23 protein-coding genes and 5 pseudogenes are annotated in these 24,636 nt (G+C 56.0%); 17 read left to right on the top strand and 11 right to left on the bottom strand.

The genetic code is table 11. The features are described from left to right. Positions 1-126: 126 nt before the first annotated feature. The 5 genes and pseudogenes from QEV83_RS08960 to QEV83_RS08940 all read left to right on the top strand — a co-directional run. A complete protein-coding gene (locus tag QEV83_RS08960; protein WP_280130845.1) occupies positions 127-2,874 on the top strand; it encodes a DUF2339 domain-containing protein in 2,748 nt (915 codons plus the stop codon). A 250-nt stretch (positions 2,875-3,124) separates the two neighbouring features. Continuing rightward, positions 3,125-4,327, top strand: coding sequence for an MFS transporter (locus QEV83_RS08955; protein WP_280130844.1), 1,203 nt, complete (start codon positions 3,125-3,127; stop codon positions 4,325-4,327). A gap of 130 nt (positions 4,328-4,457) precedes the next feature. After that, positions 4,458-5,171 (top strand): class I SAM-dependent methyltransferase, encoded by a 714-nt coding sequence (locus tag QEV83_RS08950; RefSeq protein ID WP_280130843.1) that lies wholly within the window; start codon positions 4,458-4,460, stop codon positions 5,169-5,171. A 152-nt stretch (positions 5,172-5,323) separates the two neighbouring features. Next, on the top strand, positions 5,324-6,118 hold the full coding sequence (locus QEV83_RS08945) for a CDP-diacylglycerol diphosphatase (protein WP_280130842.1): 795 nt from the start codon (positions 5,324-5,326) through the stop codon (positions 6,116-6,118). A 214-nt stretch (positions 6,119-6,332) separates the two neighbouring features. Then, positions 6,333-6,470 (top strand): annotated as a pseudogene (locus tag QEV83_RS08940) (transposase); the annotation flags it as partial. A 202-nt stretch (positions 6,471-6,672) separates the two neighbouring features. Here the strand turns inward: QEV83_RS08940 and QEV83_RS08935 are convergent. The 4 genes and pseudogenes from QEV83_RS08935 to QEV83_RS08920 all read right to left on the bottom strand — a co-directional run bounded on the left by QEV83_RS08935 (position 6,673) and on the right by QEV83_RS08920 (position 10,208). Further along, positions 6,673-8,100: a PAS domain-containing protein gene (locus QEV83_RS08935; protein WP_280130841.1), complete on the bottom strand. Its 1,428-nt coding sequence runs from the start codon at positions 8,098-8,100 to the stop codon at positions 6,673-6,675. Positions 8,101-8,135: 35 nt separating this feature from the next. Next, a complete protein-coding gene (locus tag QEV83_RS08930; RefSeq protein ID WP_280130840.1) occupies positions 8,136-8,501 on the bottom strand; it encodes a response regulator in 366 nt (121 codons plus the stop codon). A 692-nt stretch (positions 8,502-9,193) separates the two neighbouring features. After that, positions 9,194-9,401 (bottom strand): annotated as a pseudogene (locus tag QEV83_RS08925) (transglutaminase family protein); the annotation flags it as partial. 372 nt (positions 9,402-9,773) lie between these two features. After that, a complete protein-coding gene (locus QEV83_RS08920; RefSeq protein WP_280130839.1) occupies positions 9,774-10,208 on the bottom strand; it encodes a phasin in 435 nt (144 codons plus the stop codon). A 332-nt stretch (positions 10,209-10,540) separates the two neighbouring features. Here QEV83_RS08920 and QEV83_RS08915 point away from each other — a divergent pair. The 3 genes and pseudogenes from QEV83_RS08915 to QEV83_RS08905 all read left to right on the top strand — a co-directional run. Further along, positions 10,541-10,657 (top strand): annotated as a pseudogene (locus QEV83_RS08915) (cyclic nucleotide-binding domain-containing protein); the annotation flags it as partial. A gap of 214 nt (positions 10,658-10,871) precedes the next feature. Further along, positions 10,872-11,165, top strand: coding sequence for a GlsB/YeaQ/YmgE family stress response membrane protein (locus QEV83_RS08910; protein WP_280130838.1), 294 nt, complete (start codon positions 10,872-10,874; stop codon positions 11,163-11,165). A gap of 48 nt (positions 11,166-11,213) precedes the next feature. After that, on the top strand, positions 11,214-12,332 hold the full coding sequence (locus QEV83_RS08905; protein WP_280130837.1) for a histidine kinase dimerization/phosphoacceptor domain -containing protein: 1,119 nt from the start codon (positions 11,214-11,216) through the stop codon (positions 12,330-12,332). Between the two features lie 526 nt (positions 12,333-12,858). Here QEV83_RS08905 and QEV83_RS08900 read toward each other — a convergent pair. Continuing rightward, positions 12,859-13,480 (bottom strand): annotated as a pseudogene (locus QEV83_RS08900) (IS6 family transposase); the annotation flags it as partial. A 361-nt stretch (positions 13,481-13,841) separates the two neighbouring features. Here QEV83_RS08900 and QEV83_RS08895 point away from each other — a divergent pair. From QEV83_RS08895 to QEV83_RS08880, 4 genes are all read left to right on the top strand, one after another. Further along, a complete protein-coding gene (locus QEV83_RS08895) occupies positions 13,842-14,285 on the top strand; it encodes a hypothetical protein (RefSeq protein ID WP_280130836.1) in 444 nt (147 codons plus the stop codon). 241 nt (positions 14,286-14,526) lie between these two features. Then, positions 14,527-14,985: a hypothetical protein gene (locus tag QEV83_RS08890; protein WP_280130835.1), complete on the top strand. Its 459-nt coding sequence runs from the start codon at positions 14,527-14,529 to the stop codon at positions 14,983-14,985. 263 nt (positions 14,986-15,248) lie between these two features. Next, positions 15,249-15,461, top strand: coding sequence for a hypothetical protein (locus QEV83_RS08885; RefSeq protein ID WP_280127832.1), 213 nt, complete (start codon positions 15,249-15,251; stop codon positions 15,459-15,461). 207 nt (positions 15,462-15,668) lie between these two features. Next, positions 15,669-15,827 (top strand): DUF3309 family protein, encoded by a 159-nt coding sequence (locus tag QEV83_RS08880; RefSeq protein WP_280130834.1) that lies wholly within the window; start codon positions 15,669-15,671, stop codon positions 15,825-15,827. 58 nt (positions 15,828-15,885) lie between these two features. Here the strand turns inward: QEV83_RS08880 and QEV83_RS08875 are convergent, their stop codons facing one another. From QEV83_RS08875 to QEV83_RS08855, 5 genes are all read right to left on the bottom strand, one after another. Beyond that, positions 15,886-17,208 carry a lytic transglycosylase F gene (locus QEV83_RS08875; RefSeq protein ID WP_280130833.1) on the bottom strand — a complete coding sequence of 441 codons (1,323 nt, stop codon included), beginning with the start codon at positions 17,206-17,208 and terminating at the stop codon, positions 15,886-15,888. A gap of 410 nt (positions 17,209-17,618) precedes the next feature. Then, positions 17,619-17,810 carry a CsbD family protein gene (locus QEV83_RS08870; protein ID WP_280130832.1) on the bottom strand — a complete coding sequence of 64 codons (192 nt, stop codon included), beginning with the start codon at positions 17,808-17,810 and terminating at the stop codon, positions 17,619-17,621. 245 nt (positions 17,811-18,055) lie between these two features. Further along, positions 18,056-18,328: a hypothetical protein gene (locus tag QEV83_RS08865; RefSeq protein WP_280130831.1), complete on the bottom strand. Its 273-nt coding sequence runs from the start codon at positions 18,326-18,328 to the stop codon at positions 18,056-18,058. After that, positions 18,303-18,881 carry a hypothetical protein gene (locus QEV83_RS08860; RefSeq protein ID WP_280130830.1) on the bottom strand — a complete coding sequence of 193 codons (579 nt, stop codon included), beginning with the start codon at positions 18,879-18,881 and terminating at the stop codon, positions 18,303-18,305. Before QEV83_RS08860 ends, QEV83_RS08865 begins: the two co-directional genes overlap by 26 nt. A 444-nt stretch (positions 18,882-19,325) precedes the next feature. Next, positions 19,326-19,499: a CsbD family protein gene (locus tag QEV83_RS08855; protein ID WP_280130829.1), complete on the bottom strand. Its 174-nt coding sequence runs from the start codon at positions 19,497-19,499 to the stop codon at positions 19,326-19,328. A 194-nt stretch (positions 19,500-19,693) separates the two neighbouring features. Here QEV83_RS08855 and QEV83_RS08850 point away from each other — a divergent pair, with 194 nt between their 5' ends. The 4 genes and pseudogenes from QEV83_RS08850 to QEV83_RS08835 form a co-directional block, all read left to right on the top strand. Next, positions 19,694-20,365 (top strand): Crp/Fnr family transcriptional regulator, encoded by a 672-nt coding sequence (locus QEV83_RS08850; protein WP_280130828.1) that lies wholly within the window; start codon positions 19,694-19,696, stop codon positions 20,363-20,365. Positions 20,366-21,202: 837 nt separating this feature from the next. Then, the gene (locus QEV83_RS08845) at positions 21,203-21,736 is read left to right on the top strand and encodes a hypothetical protein (protein ID WP_280130827.1); all 534 of its coding nucleotides are present in this window, start codon (positions 21,203-21,205) and stop codon (positions 21,734-21,736) included. 244 nt (positions 21,737-21,980) lie between these two features. Then, a complete protein-coding gene (locus QEV83_RS08840) occupies positions 21,981-22,769 on the top strand; it encodes an integrase core domain-containing protein (RefSeq protein ID WP_280130826.1) in 789 nt (262 codons plus the stop codon). 155 nt (positions 22,770-22,924) lie between these two features. After that, positions 22,925-23,059: pseudogene (locus QEV83_RS08835) on the top strand (IS110 family transposase); the annotation flags it as partial. A 451-nt stretch (positions 23,060-23,510) separates the two neighbouring features. Here the strand turns inward: QEV83_RS08835 and QEV83_RS08830 are convergent. Then, the gene (locus QEV83_RS08830) at positions 23,511-23,666 is read right to left on the bottom strand and encodes a hypothetical protein (protein ID WP_280130825.1); all 156 of its coding nucleotides are present in this window, start codon (positions 23,664-23,666) and stop codon (positions 23,511-23,513) included. Between the two features lie 592 nt (positions 23,667-24,258). Between QEV83_RS08830 and QEV83_RS08825 the strand changes: the two genes are divergently transcribed. Beyond that, complete coding sequence (locus QEV83_RS08825) at positions 24,259-24,597, top strand: YciI family protein (RefSeq protein ID WP_280130824.1); 339 nt, start codon at positions 24,259-24,261, stop codon at positions 24,595-24,597. The last annotated feature ends 39 nt before the right edge of the window (positions 24,598-24,636 follow it).

Below are 24,636 nucleotides of genomic sequence, written 5' to 3'. Positions count from 1 at the left end.
GACGCTGATGAAAAATCGCCCTGACCTCCATGATCGGGGTGAGAGAGCTTCGACGGGATTCCGCAGGTGATTTCCAACACCAGACGAACACCACTTATTTGAGAGAAATTGCTTTGGAATCGATCGATGGATGATGGATTGTGGATATTTTTGGCGCTGGCTGGCGTCGCCTTTATGTTTCTCGGACCTATCGGATTGTTCCTGACCATTGGCGCACGCCGGCGCCTCGAAGTCGCAGAGCGCAAGATCCGCGCGCTCGAAGCGCGATTGCCTGCCGTGCAAGGCCCGCCGACCGCGGCACCCGCTACACAAACGGGCCAAGCTCCCTCCGCGGAGCAACCTGAAGACATCATGCCCTGGGGTGGGTGGAAGGTCGCGGGGGCAAGCGATAGCATCGGTATGGCCGAAAGTCCGGTGTTGCATGGACAAAAAACCGAACCCGTCGAGCCGCCGCCGTTTTTTGCACAGCCGCCACGGCGCAGTCTCGAAGAGGCGCTTGGGGCCCACTGGGCGGTCTATGTCGGTGGTGTCGCGCTGGCCCTCGGTGGCCTTCTGCTTGTGCGCTATTCGATCGAACAGGGTTGGTTCGGCCCGGGCGCGCGCGTGGCACTTGGCCTCCTGTTCGCCTTCATCCTGGTCGTCGCCGGCGAGGTTTTGCGCCGCCGCGAGAAAACAGCAGGTGTGGCGCTTGCCGCCGGAGAGCCTGTCAATTCAACACTTACACCCGCAGTGCTCACCGCGGCCGGCACGATCGCGGGATTCGGCGCCATCTACGCCGCCCATGCGCTCTATCATTTCATCGGGCCAGCCGTTGCCTTCGTCGCGCTTGGAACGGCCGGTTTAGCCGCCATGTCCGCCGCCGCGCTACACGGGCCGGCGTTGGCGGGCATTGGCCTCGCGGGCACACTGGCGACCCCGCTTCTCGTCCAATCCGACACGCATGACGCTTGGCCGGCCGTCATCTATCTCGCCATCGTCACTGCGGCAACTTATGGCCTTGCACGGCTGCGCACCTGGCAGTGGCTCGCGGTCGCGGGAGCGGCAGGCGCGATCGTCTGGGGTTTCACGTTGAGCCTTGGCGGCACGGAATCGGCCCACGCCAATTACGTTTACATTGTCATCCAGACTGCGTTGGCGTGCCTCGTCTTCACATTTGATCATCGAATCGTCGGGCCTGAACAAGAAGCGAAACACGATCTGGTTCCGACTCTTGGACCCCTCGCCTTCGGGTGGTTGACGGTTGTTGTTCTGTTGAGTGGTGCGCAGTCCGGTGCCTTCGATCTCGCCTGGATACTGAGCGGCGCAGCCGTGGTCGCGATTTTCTCAGTGACGGGGGTTCTTGCTCTCCCCGCAGCCGGCGTCATCGCCGGTGCGGGCATCCTGGTTCTTGCAATTTTATGGATTTGGCCTGGCGACGCGGAGGCGTCCGAGGCCGTCAAACTCGTCCAGGACGTTCTATGGGTCTGGTTCACCCCGCTCGAACCGAGGCGCTTTTACATCTTTGCCACGCTTGGCCCGGGCTTGGTCGCTTGGCTCAGTGGGATAACGCTTTATCGCGGACCGGACCGGCCCATGCCGATCGCGCTGGTCTATGCTGGTGCGTCGACATTGACACCGCTTGCGGCGCTTGCTCTCGCCTATTTGCGACTGACCCACAGCGACGCGAGCCTGCCGTTCGGTGCGATCGCTGGCGTGCTGGCGGTGGCCTTTTTACTTGCTGCCATCGCCTTCCGGCAACGCCTTTCCGAAGCGACGCAGCCGGCATTACTTCTCGGCCTCGGGGCCATGGCATCGGCCGCTTTGGCTGCTCTGGCGCTTGGCATCGTCTTTGTGCTTGATCGCGGCATGTTGACGGTGGCACTAGCCCTCGCCGCGTTTGGTGCAACTATTGTCGAAAGTCGCCTTTCCATCCCGGCCCTGCGTTGGGCGGTCGCGGGGCTTGGCCTCGTGGTCGCCGGCCGGCTGGCCTATGAACCGCGCATCGTGGGTGCCGATCTCGGCGCGACACCGATCCTCAACTGGCTGTTGTTCGGCTATGGCGTTCCAGCGGTGGCGTTCGGGCTCGCTGCACGCGTGATGCGCCGCGCGTCGGGCGAAGACCTGCCCGTGCAGATCGCGCAGGCTTTGTCGGTGATATTCTCGACATTGCTGTTTTTCTTTGAGATCAGGCATGCGCTGAACGGCGGCAATCCTTATGCGAGAGGCTCTGGCCTCATCGAGCAGGGCCTTTTTGCCACCACCTCGCTCGGCTTCTCCTTGGCGCTGACGCGCCTCGATACGATGCGGGCTAGCCCGGTGTTTCGCTTCGCGTCGCTTGCCTTCGGCGTGATCTCTGCGCTGGTCAGTTTCGTCGGATTGGGCCTCATCGAAAACCCCTATTTCAGCGGCGAGGTGATCGAGGGTGGGCTGTTCTTCAATGCGATCCTTCTCAGCTACGGTCTGCCGGCCGTACTCGCCGTCGCTTTGGCGCGGATGGCGGATGGCGTGCGGCCGAAATGGTTCGTCATCGGTGCGCGGATCACGGCGCTCGCTCTCGTTTTCTTGCTTGCGACGCTGGAAACGCGGCGTTTCTTCGAAACCGATTTGATCGGCTGGGCGAAACGCGCGTCGGAAGCCGAGAATTACGCCTATTCGGCAGTCTGGCTCGTTCTCGGCATTGTGCTTTTGGCTTTTGGGCTCTGGTGGGCCTCGCGTGAGCTACGCGTCGCCTCGGGACTCTTTGTCGTCGCGGCCGTTCTAAAGGTATTCCTCTATGACCTCGCGCAACTCCAAGGCATTCTGCGAGCTTTGTCCTTCATCGGCCTGGGAGCCGTCCTGATTGGCATTGGCCTTGTGTATCAAAAGCTGATCTTCCCCCGCTCGTCGCAAACATGACAAGGGGATCTCTTACGCAAAGTTGGATGGATAACATCTCTCACGCCGACTAATGTAATATGATGTCCTTTCCCGAGACTAACCACCCGGTCATCGTCACGTCGGCTTTTCATCCAATTCCGGAAGAGTCTTCTTACCACCGGCTTTTCGGTTTTTCTCCTGACGTCTTAAACGCCTCGACACCTCGACTGTGCCCGCAGTGTCTCAGGCGTGCTACCTACCGGTGGCGAGATATAGATTGGTCTCTGGCATGCGGCTGAATGCTCTGGACTGGCTCAATTTCTTCCTCGCCGATGTGCGTGGTGGGCTCGGCATCTATGTGAATGTTTACCTGCTCACAAGGGCACAGTGGAGTCAGGCCGCGATCGGCGTCGTGCTCTCGGCCAGTGGCCTCATCGGCATCATAACGCACCCAGCGGTCGGCGCCTTCATCGACCACACTCGGGCAAAGCGGGCCCTGATCATCACCGGCGCCTTCGTCTTGTCGGGTTGCGGCCTCGCGATAATATGGTGGCCTATCCTTCCCGTTGTGCTTGTCGCGGACATCATCATGGCTGCCCTCGGTGGTGTCTTTGCGCCAACCGTCGCCGCGATAACCCTCGGCCTGTGTGGACAAGAGGCGCTACCTGGACGTCTCGGCCGCAACGCCGCATTCGACCGCGCGGGCAACGTTTTCATCGCAGTCTTCATCGGGATCGTCGGAGTGGTGTACTCGCAAAAGGCGCCGTTTTATCTCTCGCCCTTATTTGCGGTGCTGACGACGATCGCAGTGCTCTCGATCCCCGCGCGCGCCATCGATCACGCCAAGGCCCGCGGTCTCGATTCGGACGCGTCCCACCATGCAGGATCTCCCACCGGCTGGCGCGTCCTCATCCGGTACCGAGAACTTCTCGTGTTCGCGGCCGCCGCCGCGCTGTTTCACTTCGCCAACGCGCCGATGCTGCCGCTTGTCGTGCAAAAGCTCGCTCTGGCCAATCCTGGCTGGGAAACTGGTCTTACCTCCGCCGCCATTATCGTCGCCCAATTCGCCTCGATCTTGATAGCGCTGCTCGTTACCCGCGCGAACGTGCTCGGTCGTAAGCCACTTCTGCTTCTCGCTTTCGGCGCGGTTCCGCTGCGCGGCGGGCTCTGCATGTGGTCTGACGACCCGTCCTGGCTGCTCGTCGTTCAAGTGCTGGATGGCGTCGGCGGCGGACTGTTCGAAGCGCTTTTGCCTCTCGTCCTCGCCGATATCATGGTCGGGACCGGCCATTATAGCCTCGCCCGCGGCCTCGTTGGCACCATTCAGGGGATCGGCGGCTCGTCGAGCCAGGCCGTGGCCGGCTATATCGTCACGACGGCCGGTTACAGTGCCGCCTTCCTGACTCTTGCGATGGTCGCCTCGGCCGGATTGTTGCTGATTATCGTTGCGATGCCTGAGACGACGCCGTCATCAAGAGGCAGCCCATGCTGACGGCGCAACGACCTTAGACTCGCACCAGAATCAAGGATTAAACAAGGAGAGGGTTAGACTCGATCGCCTCTGCCCGACTCGTATGCAGGCCGCGAACGCCCCGAGCCGTTGACAAGTAAAACGAATAGGCTTGACATCATCGTTGATCGGACAAAACAAGGCGACAAAGGTTGTGACGCGCATCCGCGAAGAAGAACTAATGGATGTACCACTCCAGGCTGAAGCTTATGCGGGTGCGGACTTCTCAGAACCGAATTCGAACTTCGTCGCTCACTTTGCGGACAAGTTTCCCGCGTTTCGCGGTGATCGTATCCTAGATCTTGGATGTGGTCCCGCCGATATCACGGTTAGATTTGCAGCCCGTTACCCGCAAGCAAGAGTCGTCGGCCTGGATGGTGCCGATGCCATGCTCGATATCGCTCGCGAGGTCATCCTCCAGCATACCGCTTTGGCCAATCGAGTTGATGTTCGAAGATGGCATATAGGCCGAGAAGAAAATCCACTCGGTACGGAAGTATTTGACGCAGTGGCAAGTAACAGTTTGCTCCATCACCTGCGTGATCCGCTCGATTTATGGAAAGCCATTCGTGCGTGCACCGCCCCTGGCGCCGCGGTGCTTATAATGGATCTTATCCGACCCCAATCTCGGATTGAGGCCGAAAGGATAGTTGAGAAATACGCTGGCAAAGAGACGGAAGTATTGAGAGGGGATTTCTTGAAATCCTTGCTTGCCGCGTACCGTCCGGCCGAGATTATGGAGCAACTCGTCTCCATCAACATGAATTCGTTGCAGATTGAAGTCGTCAGCGACCGGCATCTTATCGCTTTCGGATCGATTGACTAAAGTGGGATCGTCACGGCGATTCGGGCTTTGCAAAGGCCTTGCCCGCAACTTTCTTTCAGTTGATAGTTTGCGAATCCGTGACGCGAAGCAATTGCCAGCTTTTCAACGGCATCGACGCAATGAAGATATGGATGGACATTACGCGGCGGAGCATGTTCGCCGCACTCCGCCTCGCTGTCTGCGCCACTGCGTTGGCCGCTGGACCGACTTGTAGCGTACATGCCGACTACTTCGACGACATTGCCGCCAGCGTGGCAGCCAACCGGAATGGATTATGGGCCGTCGTGCACGACCTCTGTTTGCCAGCCTATCAGGGCATCGGCGTTGCGCTTCCTTGCATCGAGGTCAACATTGCCAACGGCCTCGACCGAGGCTTTGCCGTGCTCCAGAAGCCTTCGAGAGCCACGCATGTCATCGTCGTCCCAACTATTCCCGTTTCCGGCATTGAGAGCCCAGCGCTACTCAGCGAAGGTACCCCTAACTATTGGGAAGCAGCATGGGGCGCCCGGCGTTTCGTCGAGGAACGGGCGGGCCGCCGACTGCCACGTGACAAAATCGGAATGGCAATTAATTCGACATCCACTCGCAGCCAGGACCAGCTGCACATTCATGTCACCTGCGTCGCCCCCTTGGTAGCTGATTTCTTGCGCCGCCACCAAGGGGAAATTCGCAGAGCCTGGTCTTTCCTTCGCGTGCCACTTCTCGTGCACAGATTTGCGGTCATGAAAGTCGAGACTGATGGCTTGGCCAACGTGGATCCGTTCAAGTTGCTGGCGCGCGATCTTCCGTCGGGCACGTCTTCCATGGGAAACGAAACGCTGGCTGTGATCGGAGCGACATTTTTTAACGGCAAGACCGGCTTTTATCTTTTAGCGAATGGCGCCGGAGCGTCGCCAAGAGCCACAATAAATGCGGAAGCACTGCTCGACAGCAAATGCACCAGCTAACCGGGCTCAAGCGTCGGTCATCTCGGGGGATAGACAGACGCGCAGCGAGCGATGCTGTTCGCCGCTAAATTGATAGTGGATCATTGTCAAAGTGGCGAAGATTGCAAAGGAGGAAGCGACACGCAGTATTCATTCCCTGGCGCGATGGATGCGAGTTTGGACTTGCCCTGCAAAAGTGGAGAGCTATCCCCTATGAAAGATAGCGGAGGTGGCGATGAGCAGGAACAAACAAAGACGATTTACGAACGAGTTCAAACGGGAGGCGGTGCGGCTGACGCTGACCAGCGGACGCGGCGTCGAGCGGGTTGCAAATGATCTCGGCATAGCCAAATCGACGTTGAGCCGGTGGCGTTCCGAGCACGAGAGCTCGGAGCGCTTGCTTTTGTGGGTAATTGAAAGCTCCAGACCACGCTTACGCACTAAATCGCGCACCGACAATTTCGGACCACGGCACATAATCCGGGAGCGATGCGACAGCTGTGGCCGTATAAATCGAGGCCTCAGCGGCCTGGCTTCTTGTAGCCCGATCGTTACCGTGTCAAAGCCACAAGGCCCTACGCAGCTATGCGCTCGCTACCTCCTGGTGGGACCAGACGGAAGGGAAATCGTATTCTAACGATCGTTCCAGTTTCTTCCAATTCCGACGGAGCGATTGTGCCGCCAAGCTGACGCACAAAGATAGCCACGTAGTCGGAACCACGTTTCTCAGGAATCTTCGCGGAATCATTATCCTTCATACCTACACCGTCGTCGGCGACGGTCAGCTCAATTTGATCGCCAACCTGTCCCACGCTCAGCACGACCCGTCCTGTCCCACCAGGAAAAGCATGCTTAATGGCGTTCGTCGCCAACTCATTGACCAGAAGGCCGAAGGGCACAGCACGATCTGGGTCGATATCCAATGCTTCGGCCTTGACCTCTATTTTGATGCCCGACGTGTGTCCAAGTAGGCTCGCTGACATGGTTTTGGCGATTTCCCTGAGATATGCGTCCATTGCGATGGCCCCGCCGCGGCTGGATTGAGATATCAGGTCGTAAAGCTGGGCAATTGCTCCGATGCGTGACTGCATGGCACTATAACCTTGAACGCAGGGCAATGCCGTCGATCTCGCTTCGTAGGCGATTAAGCCAACGATGACCTGCAAGTTATTCTTGATCCGATGAGAGATTTCGTTCGTTAAGCTTAGGGCGTCGCGCTCTCGCTGTTTGCGGTCGGTGATGTCCTCGAACACGAGGAGCATCCGAGTAACGTGGTTTCCCGCCTGAAAAATTTTTCTCGCATTCAAGTTGAAGACACGGCGACCGAGACCCGGAAAATTATCCTCGATTTCGAAGCTTTCGATCGGCTTGTTTTCCGGGAGCACCTTCTCCATCAAATGTCGCAGAGCAGGTACGTCCCATTGATGCTGACCTAATTCAGAAAAACGCAGCCCCCGCGCCTCCTCCTCCGTGATCCCGAATATCGTGAAAAACGCCTTGCTCGCCGTCACAATCGTCATGTCTTGTTCGAGGACAACCAGGGGATCGCGAATCGTATCAACGATACTTTGGGTAAGTTGCCAGTTACGTTTGCTCTCCGCCCGGGCCGCGCGCTCCTCGCTGACATCCTCGATAGCGAGCAGAATAGAACCCTCATGGTTGCCGGGACGAAAAATCTTCCGGGCGTTGACCAGCATTGTGCGGCGACCAATGGTCGGAAAATCATGCTCAACCTCGAATCCTTCAACCGATGCACGATGTGGGATCACGCTCTCAAGCAGGGTACGAAGTGCGGGGATGTCCCACTGCCGGTTTCCAAGCTCATAAATATGACATCCCTCGGTCTCACTGCTGCTCGTGCGGAACGTCTGGTAAAACGCGCGATTAGCAGATGTAATGTTTAAGTTTCTATCGAGAATGATGAGTGCACTGGGTATGGTCTCAACAATATCGCTAGCAGCAATATCGGACACGGCTTTTTCTCCTAAGGCAATATCGGACATAACCGTCGTTCCTTATAGATTACGCCACTTCAAAATTAAGCTGCGAGCAGGTCTTCGACAGAGTCTTGGAGCTGGTGCTGAGTGTACGGCTTAGGAAGGAAGTGGGTGCCTTCCGCAAACAAAGCTTTCATTTTGTCGGTAATACAATTTCCTGTCGTGTAAAGCACACGCAATTTCGGCCTAAGCTTGATTGCCTGGTTTGCAAGTTCACACCCGCCAAGGACCGCTGTCTTGAGATAAATATCGGTAAAAAGTGCGTCAATGGTTTGAGAGGAACGCAGGAGTGTCAGCGCCTCATCTACGTCGCTGGCCGAAAGTGTGTGGTGCCCCCAGTCTTGAATCATGAGCTCCGCTATTTCACGGGTAAACACATCATCTTCGACGATCAGTATCACGGCCATCGGAACTCTCTCTCTCGTGACAACTGTTACTCAAACGCTTGATTCATAGGCGATCAATACAGCGCCGAGTTTCATCCGCTCCTATGGCCGCGCATCCGCATAGCGCTGGGAGCCGGCGACGATTTCGCAACGGTCACGAATAATGTGTGAATGGCGGCACCATAGCATCCGGCGACGTGGTGAACTTACAAACATAAATGAGCGTCCTCTCAATTGGAGGACATGCATATGAATCAGAATCTCAAAACTCCGAGCCGGATTCAGCAGATAATAGGCCATGCCATTAGCATGGACGTTCACCCTTCATCCTATCAAGGAGCTTGTCGATAGTTATTCCAAGGAAGAAAAGCAAAAGCAAAGTGGATTCGAAGGAATAACTTCGATCCTCCCTATTCCTATAAACAAGTTAGCGGACTTTGTCACGTTGGCGGGTTTTACTTGTCAATATCGTGGGGCGCTCTCATCCCCATGCTCGCCATATGTGTTCTCCAGTATTTAGGGGTAAGATTATTCGCGGATGCACTTGGAGTGACGGCGTCTGCGATTGACGGATCCGACTAGTTTTGCCTCCATCATGGCACGTTTTAACTCCAAACTTGAAAATAGGGTGCTCTGCTCATTTCGTGTGTCCGCGCCGACTTTACCTTCCGGAGGCGCATTCGGCCTTTTGCCGAGCGGCAAGGCCCGGGCATTCAGGCGCTGCGGCGATTGAGGTCATGCAGAACCGCAGCGTCCACTTCCTCCGTCCACGCCCGGAACGTCTTTAGAATGTGAGGGCCAAACGACGAAATGAGCGGGACATCGGCCGCATCACCGTCGCCCGCGGGCGACGGTGATGCGGCCGATGCGCGGCGTACTGTGGCGCGCGTCGAAAGTGAACCAGCGCCCATCGAGAAACACTCGAACCAGGCATTATAGTCCATCGGGGCCGGGTCCAGCCACGGCGCGCTTCGTTCCGATATCGAAACTGACGCCGTCCGCGTAAGGGAGCTTTCAACTCAATCGCGCTCGAGGAACACGAATCGGATAATACCAAGTCTTGTTGATTATGGCCGATTAAGCCCAATCGCGCATACCGAGCCACTTGCCGCGCATGAATTGCTAGATGTTCTCCATCGGATGGAGCTCGAGCGATTTCGGCGGCAGAGGAAGAGCGTGAGTTGTCCGGAACGGGAAGCTTCGTCAAGAAATGCCGCCCCGCCTGATCGAGGACGAGGATGGCATACGTGCCTGGCGCGCCTCGAACGACGCTAAAGTTTAGGACAACTCAGCTCAGGCGGCGTGTTTGAACGGGTTTACGACGCCCGTCTTGAGGGGCTCGGTTGCGCGCGTCACCTTCTGGGCGCGCGCCGCAAGTTGCTTGCTCTGCTCGGTCAGCGTCTCGGCCTGCTTGCGTGCATGTTCTGTCCACAGTTCTATGAACGCCGCAGGCGAGTTCACGCCGGACATCTTCTGGACAAAGTCAAAAGCGGCGTTGGTGTTCGCGCGAGCGAATTCGATGAACTTGCTGTTGTAGTCCTCCACACCCTTAACCGCCGTCCAATAGCTATTTTTTATGAGATCGGCCGCTTCAGTCGAGGCTGCGGTCATGTTCTCGTAAGTTTCTTTGGCTTGCGTGGCGCCCTTTTCCGCCATATCGCGGAATGCTTCCGGGCCGTTTGGGAAACTGGCGGGCTTCGTAGCTGTGGTCTCGGTGTTTTTGTTCATGAGATGCTTTTCCTTGGGGCTTTCCTGTTAAGGACGGGCGCGACACCCCTGAGCGCTGGTCCGATGTATCTGGATTACGGTCGGCGGCGTAAGCTTCGGCGCGCCAATGCAATCGCTCAAGACTTAACACATGGGTACCAAATGCTGCATTGCAACGGGGCGGTAGCGAACAATCCAAATCAATCAGCTAAAAGGCGAGAATGGTCGAGGAAATGAGTAGAGCTGATTTTGATCATTTTGATGCATAGGCCGCGTGTGCCCGGGGCCATGAAATCGAATGGTATCCATCGGAACTCCTACGGTTTGACACCTTCGCTCAATGAAGTGACCAGATCGTTTTTTCACAGGGAGATCCCGCGGATTCAGTTTCCTATATCCAGAGAGGTAAGGTGAAAATCACCGTCGTTTCAGAGCAAGGCAAGGAAGCCGTCGTCGCAATTCTTTCCCCGGCGACCGCTTCTTGACCAGCGTTTTTTGGTGGCTGTCCGGCTTCAAGGCTCTCGCCCTCACCCTGTCACGACTTTTTCCTGAAGGCGAAAATATGCTCGATCTGCACTCAATTTGCGGCGATGTGAGCAATTTTGCACAGTCTCTACCATCGCATGGGCGTAGGCTTATTACTGCACGGGGAAGTCCCCCTCCTCCCGTAAGGAGGATACGAAAATGCACATGTCGAATGAAAGTCTCCTGATCATATTGCTGGTCGGCCTCATTGCTGGATGGTTGGCTGGCCAAATCGTGCAAGGCACCGGGTTTGGGCTCCTCGGTGATCTCCTCATAGGAATTATAGGTGCCTTCATCGGCAGTTGGCTGCTGCCTCAACTCGGCATCCATCTTGGCTTGGGCATTGTTGCAGCCATCATCAACGCCACCCTTGGCGCGCTGATCCTATTGTTGATCATCCGTCTCATTCGTGGCGGAGGCGGATGGCGAGGGAGTTGGGGAAGACGTTGGTAGACGGCCGCTTGGTGCGTCGCGTGCGTGAGGGGCTTTCGGAGGGTAAAGATGGAAGCGCCAAACTGGTTAGGGCACCCTTTTGCAGCAGAAATATTGGCGTTGCCCAAGGGGCAGCATTTCACGAACATCGATCATAGGGGCGCGCTCGCCCAGGCGATCGTGGATACCATTCGCGAACCCCTCCTCGTCCTCGACAAGGACTTGCATGTCGTCACCGCAAATCGCTCCTTCTATCTGATGTTCGGGATGAAACGTCAGGATGTTCAAGGACGTCCTCTATTTGCGCTAGGTGAGGGCCAGTGGAATATCGCCGAGCTTCGGTTGCTGCTGGAGAGCATCGCGCCACGGCACGCCGTGATGGAAGCTTACGAAGTCGAGCAGGAATTTTCCGGCATCGGGCGGCGCACGATGCTGCTCAATGCGCGCAGTGTCTTTTATGAAGAAAATTACGATGCCACAATTCTTCTGGCCATCGAGGACATCACCGAGCAGCGCGCCAAGGAGCGCGAGTTGCAGGAGCTCCTGCAACATAAGGAATTATTGCTGCAGGAGATGCAGCACCGCGTCGCGAACAGCCTCCAGATCATCGCGGGCATTCTCCGCATCAAGGCCAGAACGGCGCGCTCGGAAGAGACGCGGCTGCATCTTCACGATGCCCATCAGCGAGTCATGTTGGTTGCGGCCATACAGCAGCATCTTCACGGCTCGAAACCTGGCACGACAATCGCCCTCGGCCCCTATTTATCCCAGCTGTGTGAGACCTTGGCAGCCTCGATGGTTGGCGACCGTCGGCCGGTCTCCTTGAAGGTGCATGTCGAAAGTGGCGCCGTCACTTCCAGTCACGCCGTCAGCATGGGTCTGATTGTAACCGAGCTCGTAATCAACGCGCTCAAGCACGCATTTCCCGGTGACCGGAGCGATGGCACTGTGGTCGTGGCATATGAACTCGCAGAACCGAACTGGAGACTTACGGTTTCCGATAATGGCATTGGACTGCCGGAGAGCCATTTTGACAAGACAAATCCCGGCCTAGGCACGACGATTATCGAAGCGCTCGCCAAGCAGCTTGATGCTCGGGTGGATGTCGTGATGGATTCTCTAGGTACGAGCGTATCGGTCACCCACGCGTCCTTCGCGGTGCGATATTCCATGCATTTGTCCCAGTAGTGCAATTACCATGCTGGATATGAATTCAGACGTTCGCCAAGTAGGCGAAAAAAAAAGAGCCTATTCTTGCTACTTCACCCGGCGCTTGATCGAGATCGCGGCGGTCTCCGGAGCGTCCGGAGCGGAGGCTTCCCCACCGCCGGGCTCAATGCGATGCGCCGTCCCGCGGTCGCGCTCGACCGGCATGGATTTGTTGTTGACGCGAACACCGTGGCCGAAGCTGTTTCGACGATAATATCAGGATCAAAGACCGCCGGATGTTCGTTCGCGATCCGGACTCGCGAAGCGCGCGGCGCCCCCCCGATATCGCCGCCAGGGAGTTGAAGATTTCCCGGGAGACGGCGCGCAATCAGTTGAAATCCGTGTTTGCCAAGACCGATACGCATCGGCAAAGTGGGCACTGACACGTTAATGGACTGACGACAAGAAGCTGACGCTGAGGTCTAAATTTATGCGACAGCAGTTGTCGCATCACTCTTTGTATACGCCGCGTATACGCCGCACTCCGAAACTGTCTATGGATCCGCCGGCTGATTAAATGCCGTTGAACATTGAACGTGTTGTAAACTGCCGCGTGGACTGAAGCGAATGCTGCGCCGAGTGGGCTGATTAGCCTTACATTTTTCGTTCGCGTCGTCGAAGAGGCTGATGTGAGTTCTCCGCGCGATTGTTGGCGCGCAGCCCTTGCTCATGCAATCCCGAGAAACCCATTTCGCGAAGCGCCGCGCCGTAGGATCTCAGTTTGTCGGTGACGATCACCGTTGGAACAAAGCTCTGGCGTCGAAGCAGTTTCCGCAGCAGCCGCACCGCTGCGGCCTTATCGCGTTGGGGCTGGACTAGGATCTCGAGAACCTCGCCTTCGCTATCGACGACGCGCTATACATTTGGCGTCCAGCGATTGAGACCACCATTTCGTCGAGATGCCATCGGCAGTAGGCTTTGGGCCGGCCCTCACGCAAGTTCTTGGCAATGAGTGGCCCGAATTTGAACACCCACCGACGGATCGACTCATTGCTGATCATCACTCTGCGCTCAGCCAGGAGATCCTCGACATCCCGGTGGCTTAGGGTGAGCCGGAGGTAGAGCCTGACAGCATGTCGGATGACGTCGGGAGGAAATCGGTGACGGGCATAGGAGAGGGGCTTCATGACCCAAATTAACACATGCGCTGGCCCGTCGTTAACGTTTCAACGCCAGCGCATCCTATCAACGCGGTTTTGAATTACGCCAATGCCATTTTGGAAGCCAAGTCCGGGCTAAGAGCATCGCCGATCTCCAGATATGAGAAAGCCGAGCCGGAACCACTTCAAGAAATACCTGCATTGTGTCGTTTCAGGCCGCAGACGCGAGTCAGACGCATGGGATCGGCAGGCAAGAGCCGCCTTCTAAAGACGCTGCTTGCTGAGTAAGAAAATCCCACAACGAAAATCACACGGTTTCAACGATTTGAGAAGGGACAGGAACAAATGGAGCTACGGGGACGTTCCCTAACCTCACAGGAGGTGTGATATGTATATCAAAAGTATGTCTACGGTCTCCGGGGCGGTTCTGCTCGCGCTTACCGCGACCGCCTCCGCGGCTCCGATGAGCGTTATGAGTTCGAAGCTCATCGCGCCACAGCAAACCCAGGCAGAGCCGGTCGCTTATCGCTATAGGCATCATTATCGGCACTATGGTTACCATCACAGATACTATCATAGGTATTATGGGTGGAATCCTGGTGCGGCGGTCGCGGGCACCGCCCTTGGCTTGGCTACGCTTCCTTTCGCGCTGGCGGGGGGAGGTTATTATGGCTACGGCTACGGCAGCCCCTATTACGGATATTATGGTGGCGGCTATCCCTACTATGGGTCCTATCGCCACTATGGGTACGGACGTGGCGGACATTACGCTACCTACGGCGGCGGTTTCCATACCGGACGCAGTGTTGGCTATCGCCACATGCATCGCTAGCGGCTTGCCCGATTAGCGTGACCCAGCTCGCCAGTTTGAACGAATAGCATGACCCCGCCGGAAATCGGCTGGATCATGCTCGCGTGTCGATTCACGGAGAGTGCGACCCGCGCCAAAAACTCCGATCTATCATTATGCGCCATTAAGACAATTAAAGAACGTGGTGCTTAGAACTAAACATGTACAATTCGTCCATCGCGGCAAGTTCCGCAGAGGCCACGCTCATGCCAGAAAGGAAGCCATGACCCGAGCAAACCTCCGTCTCGTAGAAGAAACGTTCATGGACAATACGAAGGCGTTCGGCGCCACTCTATCGAAGATTAACGGGAGAGGCGCGATCATGCGGCTCGGGAAAAATGAGAGCACGGGGCTCGGAATGATTGGGGCAATCGAACCAGAGGCCGAGCTTATTGCCGCAGCCGAGCAGGTCGATTTCGCCGAGAAGGCTTTTCACGATGCCCTCGCGCGTCGCAACGAGGCGCAAATTGCATATTTGCGCGAACCAAGCATCATCACGCACGTGGCGTTCGAAGCGGCAAAAACAGCCGAGGCAGTCGCGCTGGAAATTCTCGACGCAGAAGTCGATTGGCTGGCTAGCACTCGTGCCACGACGGTAGTCGGGCTCAAGTTGAAGGCGTCATACGCTTCCACGGAAGGCAAGCTCGCCGACAGCATCGTCGAAGACATCTTACAACTTTAAGAGCGGGAAACTGTGATTTATAACCCGCAAGCGGATGGCGGATGGCCGCCAGCCTTGATGATATCCGCGGATTGATCCCATTCACGTCCACGAGCTTGATGCTCTGACAAAGCCTCGGGCGTGTTCAATCCCAGGTTTCGATCTGTTTCTGATGTTGAATGCTATAAAGACCAAGGAATGCCCCAATAGAATGGTGAGAACTATGGACCGGTCCTGACAACGGAATATCTTTACAATGTGCTCAACGACGAGGATGCTGGCTGATGATTGATCGTCATCTGCCTCAGGAGAAGATAATCGACAAAATGGCGGATGCGTTTTTAAAAGCTCTTCCTGTTGGCGAGACTGGTATTTGGAGTGCTAATTTCGCGCGAGCTGATCTTCGGCAGGCAATGGGCGCCGCTTTCGATGCGTGCATCGATGCGCTCAGTTTGGATATCAGATCTATGCCGCCGCGCAAAACCGATGCCGATTAGAAGCTGATGTCGATCAATGAGAACGAGTTGTGCAAAAAGAACTCGACGATATGGTGGAAGCTTTCACAGAAGCAATTTATGGGGAATGGTTTACTTACCACCCACGGGCACCTGGGAGCCCCAGTACCGAGAGCTTGGCAATGCCAATATCGTCGAAAGTGCGAATAGGCGCAAACTGCCACAAGGCAATCCAGCCGGAGAAAAAAAATGAGCACGCTCCTTATCATCATTATATTATTATTATTGTTCGGCGGCGGAGGCGGGTATTACGCCTATGCCAACTATGGCGGGTCGGGCCTCGGCGGCGTGCTCGGGACTGTTCTCGTCATCTTGCTGATCCTTTGGCTCCTTGGCGTGCTGCGCTGAATTCTGCGCAAGAGTAAAATTCGGAGTCACTTCATCGGATTTGCGCGCCTCCGCGTCATCATTTCTCGGCGTCCATGTCCTCACGAGCTTTCCTATCCGCTTCGAGGCGCTCGTCGGCGAGCTGGTAGGAAATGTAATACTTGTAGATGTTGCTGACATACTGGACGGGGGTGAGCCCCGCGACTTTGGCTGCGCCCAGCTCAACATTGTTGAACCAGATGTTCGGATCGAGTCCCGCCTGCTGCGCGACAGCGCGGAACTTTTGCAGATTGCGAGGGCCGGCATTGTAGGCCGCGAAGCTCATCAACGTCCGGTTCACTGGATCGATCGCGGGATCCGAAACGTAAGTATCGGCAAGATACCGGAGATAGGCGCATCCGGCGTGAACATTGCGGTCTGGGTCACGGTCGACCCCGGTGATCCCGATCGGTTTAGCAGCCGCGGTCGAGGGCTTGATCTGCATGAGGCCAACCCCTCCTGCCGCACCATGCCGCGACTGATCGAGCTGAGATTCCTGGTAGGCCTGAGCGGCGATCATCAGATAATCGAAGTTGTACTGTGCGCCATAACGGCGGAAGAGGTCGATAACAGCGACAAACTTTCTGGCCTCGTTCTCGTCGAGGGCATTCTTCACAATCTGCTTGTCCACAAAATAGCGCCGCCGGATCGTGGCGCCGAAGCTGGTCATGTCGCGATGGTCGTTGATGAATGTGTTGAGCTCGGACTTCAGCTCCGGGCTGTTCTTGCGAATCGCCCAGGCGATGTCCCCACCTTCGCTGACGACGAGATCGTCCCGTGGGACTGCGTTGGGAAAGATCCTGGACCATATCGTGGCCTTGTGATCGTCGACGACGGCATATGGAAGCAGGCCGGCGTTCACCATCTCGATCAGGTCTTCGTCCTCAAGATTCTCATCGATCGGCCTGATGGCAATCGGCTTCAGGCCCTTGGCCACAAACGTGTCGCTCAGCTTGGCGAGATGGCTTGCATAGCTGCTGGAACGGCGCACGCGAATCTCGCGACCGCTGAGGTCCGCGATCGAGCCGAGCTTGGGCGATATGGGACCGGTGACGACAATCTCCTTGACGTTTTTCAGCCATGGATCGACGAAGTCGATGACGGCCAGACGCTCGGAAGTGATTGTCAAATTGGCTGCGACGGCATCGCCTTTGCCCTCGTTCAAAGCTTGTAACAGGCGATCGCGGGCGGAGGGAAGGAAGGTGACATGGAAGCGGGGCGTCTGGAATTTGTACCGCGCATTTATCCTGTCCTCGAGTGCACGGCCGAACTCCGCGACAACGCCTGTCTGACGGCCGCGATCCACAAAAAAGAGCGTCTTGCTGTAAGGGACGAGAATGCGAAGCGTTCTTCGCTTCAGCATCGCGGAAAAATCGCCTGTCCAATCTCGAGTTCTCGGAAGCACGAACCGTTGGCCGGTCATACTCTGCGCCAGCAAGGGCGAAACCGACCCAATCGCTAAAGCAACAAGACTCACAAGACTCAGAAGAACAGCAACCCGGGTACGCATCGGCCCCGCTCTCGCGAAAAAGCTGCTCGCAGTCGCCAGCAACCACTGGTGAAAGCGACGCACCAATTGTGACAATGACTCAGCACGTCGCCTTACTTAATCTAAGCCCCTCCGATGTCTCAAAAACTCTGACGACGACACCGTTTCCAGTTCAGGCGATCGGGTGTGCCATCAGCAAACTCATGCCAAGACAGGACCGCACGAGCCGGGGTAGTAAAAAGCGGCCCTTCAGGTCGCTTTTTCACGCTCAGGATAAGGTTAGGTCAGACCTTGTCGATGACTTTCTTGACGGCATCCTTGGCCTTGCCGACGGCCTGCTGAGCTTCACCCTTGCCCTTCTGCAAGACGCCTTCGACCTCAAGGTTCGGGTTGCCTACGGCCTTGCCGGCGCCCTGCTTGACCACGCCGGCGGCCTCGTTCGCCATGCCCTTGATCTTGTCGGTAGTGCTGCTCATGATTGGTCTCCTGAAGAATTGATTGCAGCGCGTAGTCCCGCACTCTATCTAATCAACGCGCAGATCTACGTTCTGGTTGCGCTGAAAACGATTTCAGTTGAAACGTTTTTGATGAAACTTCATCCCGAGTTCCACGGCGAATAGAATTACACGATCAGCCAAAAACCATACGCTTTGCAGCGATAATCTCGCAACGACGCCAAAAAATCATTGATGCCGATGAGCAACTCATTTTGGCCGAGTTCTTACGGCTTCAGCTCGATTTTTGGCATTTGGATAGTGATATCGTTACGCGTCCTTTGATAATAAAGATATCCGAACACAGCCACCGCAACGACAAGCGCCCCGATAATTGCCATTGTAACTGGTTTCATCAGCGTATGCTCCAGTTCGATTTTTTCGACGTTGTCATCGATCGCTGGCCGATATTCAATGGCTGCCGGCGGGATCGAGAGACCGCAAGCCCCGAACCATGTGACAGAGCCGTCGCTATCAGCGGCGCCAGTCGTGCCGATCATCCATTACGTTGGCCCTCAGATCTTCGCGAACGAATTGCACGAGCCGGTGGCGTTGGCGGTCATCAAGTGTGTCGTAGAGCGGCTGCGCTGCGTCGGCGATCTGGCGCAGGTACGCGGCTTGCACGGTGTAGGCGTCGGCCTCGCGCCGCATCTCATCGATGTCATCTAGCCGCGCCCTGCGCGCGTCACGCTCTGAGTCAGTGTCTCGCCTTTGCCCGTCTTCCGTGACCGAAGTGTCAGGTGCTACGGGAGCACGGCTGGAGGCTCGCCCGGTTTGCAGATCGTGGGACGCCGCCAAGGTCTTGGCGCGCTTCGCCACGATATCGCGTAGGGCCGATTCAAGGCCGGCCCAATGCTGAGCCTGATCGGACGACAGGCGTAGGTCCGCCTTGAGAATGGCGATGCGTGCTTCAGCGCGATCAGTGCTTTGGCTGATCGTGGAGGCAGACCTTTCGGCGCGAGTCTCCCGGCCCTGTGCACCAAAGGCCAACGGAACGATAATCGCCGCTGCAATACCCATAGTCGCGAAACCGGACACGATGCCCTTTTCCATGATGCTCTCCCATTCTGTTTTTGATTTGGAACTCATATTATTTGGGCCGCCTTCGCCATCCCACAGGTCGCGCAACGAATTGCCGATCTTTCCTAGCCTCTTTGTCACCCAACATTGCGACCTCAGATGCACGCGTCTCATCCATGATATCTCGGCCAAATGGCCGATCAGCCACTACGCAACTCGTCAAACAACCAGAACGCGACGGCAACAACCAGCGCGAGGATAATCAGACTTGTGCTCATGTCACACTTGACCTTGAAAATTCAGGTGACAGCTGTTGAACGTCACTGAGCTAAATCCCTTCGCAATTAAAAGCGCGGGAGGTAGTCGATGACTCGTCGTCAATCTCTGTTCTTAGCAAGTTGTTCGCGCTGTTTTCGGCACACGTTGGCAACAGTGCGAAGCATGGGGTTTTGGGCAACGAGAACTTCGTCGCAGCGGTTACTTCCCCTTGAGCGTGTCTTTGACGCTGCCGATAGCATTTTGGATCTTTCCGGCTGCCTGGTCGGCCTTGCCCTCGGACTCCAGCTTAGCATCACCAAGCACCTTGCCGGCAATCTCCTTGGTTTTACCTTTAATCTCCTTCGCCGATCCCTCGACCCGGTCCTTGTCCATGATTTCTTCCTCTAAGACCTCTGAACGGGAGAGATGGCTATGGCATAGCTCAGCTTTTCTTTTGGTCTCAAAACTCAAGTAGCAGACGACTGAGCGGCGGTCTGATCAATATTGCTCATGCCGTTTAGACTCGACAAATTTTATGGTAATTGAAGCTTCGCTCCTTTGAGATTCGTGGTACCGAAGGTCCTGTCATGGCGATCAAGCGCAAAGCGTCATTCAATCCGAAAACGTTTCTCTCTAAGGTTGGCGAGGACCGGAGCATTGGCAGGTGCGGCAGTGACGAGATCGTCTTTTCTCAGGGAGACCCTGCGGATTCGGTTTTCTACATCCAGAAAGGCAAGGTGAAGACCACCATCGTTTCACGGCAAGGCAAGGAAGCCGTTGTCGCAATACAGGGAACGAATGAATTCTTCGGCGAAGGATGCCTCGCCGGCCAGGTTCAGCGTATAGCCACGGTCAGGACGATGACGGAGTCCGTTATCGTGCGGCTGGAAAAAGCGGCTATGCTTCGCGTGATCCATCAGGAACCGGCATTCTCCGAGGTGTTCATTGCGCATCTTCTTGGCCGAAACCTCCGTGTCGAAGCCGACCTTGTCGATCAGCTGTTCAATTCGAGCGAAAAACGTCTTGCCCGGCTGCTCCTGCTGCTGGCGAACTTTGGCAAGGAAGGCAAGCCGGAGCCGATAATCGCGAAGATCAGCCAGGAAACACTTGCGGAGATGATCGGAACGACCCGATCCCGTGTGAGTTTCTTCATGAACAGATTTCGTAAACTGGGCTTCATCCACTACAACGGCGGCATCGAAGTCCACAGTTCATTGTTGAATCTCGTTCTGCATGAGGAGCCGCACATCGAGACTTAAGTTCGCAATCAAAAGGTGCCGCGTTCGATTCCGACTTTTAGTGTCCAGTGGCTCGTACGACACGGAAAATCAGGAAGCCGTAATTGTAAAATTCGGTGAATGGGTTCCTGATCATTATCCTCACCGCGAATGCTGCTTGGGCGTTGGGGTGAGGCTCATACACTGCTCGACAGCGCCGCTATAGGTGGCATGACCTCTTTGGAGGTGGCGATACATCGATCCTGAACGACTGTCCGCGTACGCGTCGGACCTGACTCCCATGTCTCCCTTTTGCGACATGAGCAATTTTGATCAGATTCTCGCTCGGTTTTTTGCTATCAGAGGTCTTAAGTTTATAAGAAAAACTGAAAAGGAGAATGAAATGGGTCCGAATACCTTATTTATCATGATGGGCGCTGGAGGCCTGATTGCAGCATTGGTCGCTTATTTGCTCTACTCGTCGTTTAAACGCGCATGAGGTAGCTAGAGCCTGGATGGATCATTCGGCGCCCATGGCCTCGGAATCCTCCAAAGTTCGATTGCGCCGGTGGGGCTATGGTCTTTTGAGTCTGATTGCGGGTCGGAAGCGCTCGCCGATTCTTTTGTCTGACTAGCTCTTAAGCTTCGCTCTACCTTCTCCCGGAAGCGAAAAGCCGCTCGATGTGTGTTCCCTTTCCCGGAGCGCGGGAATGCGGACACGCTCTGCAAATCTCTCAATCTGAGCAATTCTGCACAGTCTTGTCCTTGGATGGGGCGTAGCTTTAATCAAAGTTTGATCACTATCGCGAAATTTCACCACTTATCAGAAAAACCGTGACCGGCACCGGCTTTGAAGGTTGCGAGGGAAGGCATTAGAAAATGCCAGCTCACCACGGAAGAGTAGCCATTGCGCTCATGACGCGATGGTTCGAGCATGAGCAGGTTGGCGCCGCATTTAACGACACAATATTTGCGATTTTCGGCAACGACTCGCCGCTTGGCAGATTTGCGGACGGCGCAATGATTTCTTTCGATGAAGAAACTCTTTACGAGCTGGCACACCGGGATTACGGGTTAGACGTCTGGGTACTCCTGCCAAGCCATGCGGCCAACGAAATGATAGAAAACGCGGGGCATGGCAACAGCTCACCGCAGGCGGGGACTGCCGCAATCGCCGCGATCAACGGCTATATGAACGAGCACATCAAATTGCTGGAGAAAACCGCTAAGCTTTTTGCTGAAGCCCAAAAACAACCAGCCGCAAACAAGACGGCCGCTGAATTGAGCCGCTGGAGAAAATCCCTCGCCAAGCTCATTGCCGCAACCGCCTGTCCCTGCCGTAAATTCTATTCCACTGGCGCAATGCCGCGAATCGGGCGATGCTCCGACTTATGGTGGATTTGCTCAAACTGACCTGGTGGGTGGTCATCGGGCACTTCAGATCACGAGCCTCTCTTGAGGCGGAGATCGTGGCGCTACGCCACCAGCTCTATGTGTTGCGAAGAAAATCGCCGAAGCGGCTTGCCTTCAATAATTTCGATCGTCTGATTTTCGCCAACCTCTATCGGATTGCGCCACGCATCATGAACGCCCTGGAGATCGTGGAACCAGCGACCATCATTCGGTGGTATCGTGCTGGTTTTCGTTTGCTCTGGCGATGGAAGTCGAGATCTCGCGGCGGCAGGCCAAAGGTCTCGCTCGTAATTCGCCAACTGATCCGCGACATGAGCTTGACCAATCCCCTCTGGGCGCGCCTCGGATCCATGGCGATCTTCTCAAACTTGGAATCGCCGTTGGCCAAACCTCGGTCGCCAAATACATGGCAAGGCATAGGGGACCTCCATCCCAAAACTGGAAGACGTTCCTCCGCAACCACGCCGATGGGATCGCATCGATTGATCTGTTTGTCGTTCCGACACTCTCATTTCGGCTGCTCTATGGCTTGCTGATTCTCAATCACAGCCGACGCCAAATCTTATGGCTGGGCGTAACAATACATCCGACCGCTGATTGGATGGCCCAGCAACTCATCGAAGCCTGTGGCTGGGAATGGACGCCGAAGAACATCGTCCGCGATCGCGACTCTGTCTATGACGAAGTTTTTACCCGGCGGCTTCGCGCCATGGGCATTCGAGACCGGCCCACGGCGCCGCAATCGCCATGGCAGCATGGACATACGGAACGATTGATTGGCTCGATCCGGCGGGACTGTCTCGACCATATCGTCGTCTTCAGCGAGCAGCATCTGCGTCACCTCCTCCATTCTTATATGGCCTATTACAACGGCGCGAGAACACACCTATCTTTAGACAAGGATGCGCCACGGGCCGTCCAGGCCATCGGGCGTATTCTTCCGACTCCAATTCTCGGCGGATTACACCATCACTATTCTTGCTCTAAAGCGCGGGCGCAAATGCGCCCCTTAGGGGAAGAGGGAAGCGCCTAACTGCTAAGACGTCCCGACCAACTTCCCATTCCTGTTGCGCGGCAAGGCATCGATGAAGGTCACGGCGCGCGAGCGTCTTGAAATCGCATGAGCACCCGATTACGCCAATTCGTGTCCTTTCACGAAAATCATCATCGCAAGCCACACGAAGAGCGCTGCGGTCCTGGGCGAAGAAGCTCATGCAGACCAAGCCCTTCAAGCCTGTCGCCATCGCGCTGGCCAATAAAATGGCGCGCATCGCCTTCGCGATCATGCGCGCCATGACGACCTATAGCGCAGCTCCGGCGTAACGACCGCCGACATCGTCAGCGGCCAAGCGCTGCACAAGAATCGAGGGTGACCAAGAGGTGATGCGAAGAGCGCGGCTTGATCCCAAAACCCGTGACGTTGACTGCGCCGTCAAGCGCGATAACGTGATTGGGGCAAGGATCCGGATATGGGCTTAAACCGGCACCCCGATGGGCGCCACCAGAACCGGTCTCCGTGAGAAATTGAACCAGTCTTTTCCACGCCGCAACGAATTGGAATATAGCAAGCAAAGACCGGCGCCCGCCAGCCTAACCGAGGAAAATGTCGGCGAATCGCCTTCACCCGGAAATGACACCAGCAAGACTGGACTGCCTGGCTAGAACGGAAAGATTCGAACTTTTGCAAGCGATTGATTTTGCTCACGGCAGTTGAGGGCTGGCCGCCACTATTGACACGCAATAACCGTTAACGTGTCAAAGCCGAGGAAACAGGTCAGCGTTGCCCCTGATTGATCCGCGATTGTTTCACGTTCGCCTGCCGAACCTGCTTCTTATCCGCCAACGTCTTCAGCAATTCCTTCAGACGATCAAGCAGAGCCTGAGCAAATTGAGAAACTGCAATTCGCCCGGCTTGAACTTCTTCACTCAACCTTTATGCAAAGCCAACGTCACGGCCGTGAGATTGGAAACACCTTGGAATCGGATAGATATTGACTGTGTCCGCCCTTGCGTTTGAATAGCCATGCGAGCCGACACACCGGGGCCTATCGCCGTCATGCTAATACGAGAACCCCTTACCTGACCCGACAATGAGCCCGCTTTGCCATGGGAAGACTCTTGCCACGACCCTGCTACAGACCCATCCAAAGAGCCTTCGAGGTTAGCCGTGAGATTAACGGTGGAACTATTACTTGCGCAACGCAATGATTGTCGCACCGAAAGTGCCAGGAAATTAACCGCATAAGTTGCCCGACAGTGGAGACGCTCTTTCAAGCCATTGGCCATCGTGACTGTGCCACCACCAGCCCAATGACCGGCCAAATCGGCTAATAAACTCAGGGCAGAATCCGCGTGAGCTGGCGTCAGAGACAGTAGCCCAGCAAGTGCAATAGCTTTGAGAAATCTGATCATCCTCATCAGAAATGCGTCATTACCGGGCCTTTGATTTGGTCCTTGGAAGCGGACATCCGTCCGGCGGCGTAGATTGTTGATCGGCATTTCGTCACGACACCTGAAGTTGGGTGAATTGCCTCCGAGCCCTTTCTTCACCAGGGATGGCGACGGAAGGGCGATCAACCAGGTTCAAGTCTCTGTCGGCAAGACGGGAGCGTCAACATCTTGAACTCGGCCCCGACGAAGCCACGATCGAAGACCCCGGCGACGACCCCGAAAATCTCCTGCAATATCCGCCACTATATCCAGCCCCACCGACGGAGGAGCAAATCGCCGGTTATTGGCTTTGGGAGGTCAAGTCGATGGACGAAGCCGTCGAATGGCTGAAGCGGTGCCCGAATCCCATGCTAGTGGATTCGGACATTGAAATTCGTCCGGAGTTTGAGGTTGCGGATTTCGCGGGATAACATGGGATCTGCACTACAAATTCTCCAATTGAAAACGTT

It is taken from the genome of Methylocapsa sp. D3K7, assembly GCF_029855125.1.
Classification (GTDB): Bacteria; Pseudomonadota; Alphaproteobacteria; order Rhizobiales; family Beijerinckiaceae; genus Methylocapsa.
The sequence above is the reverse complement of the archived record's forward strand: the minus strand, read 5'-3'. Positions and strand labels throughout refer to the sequence as shown.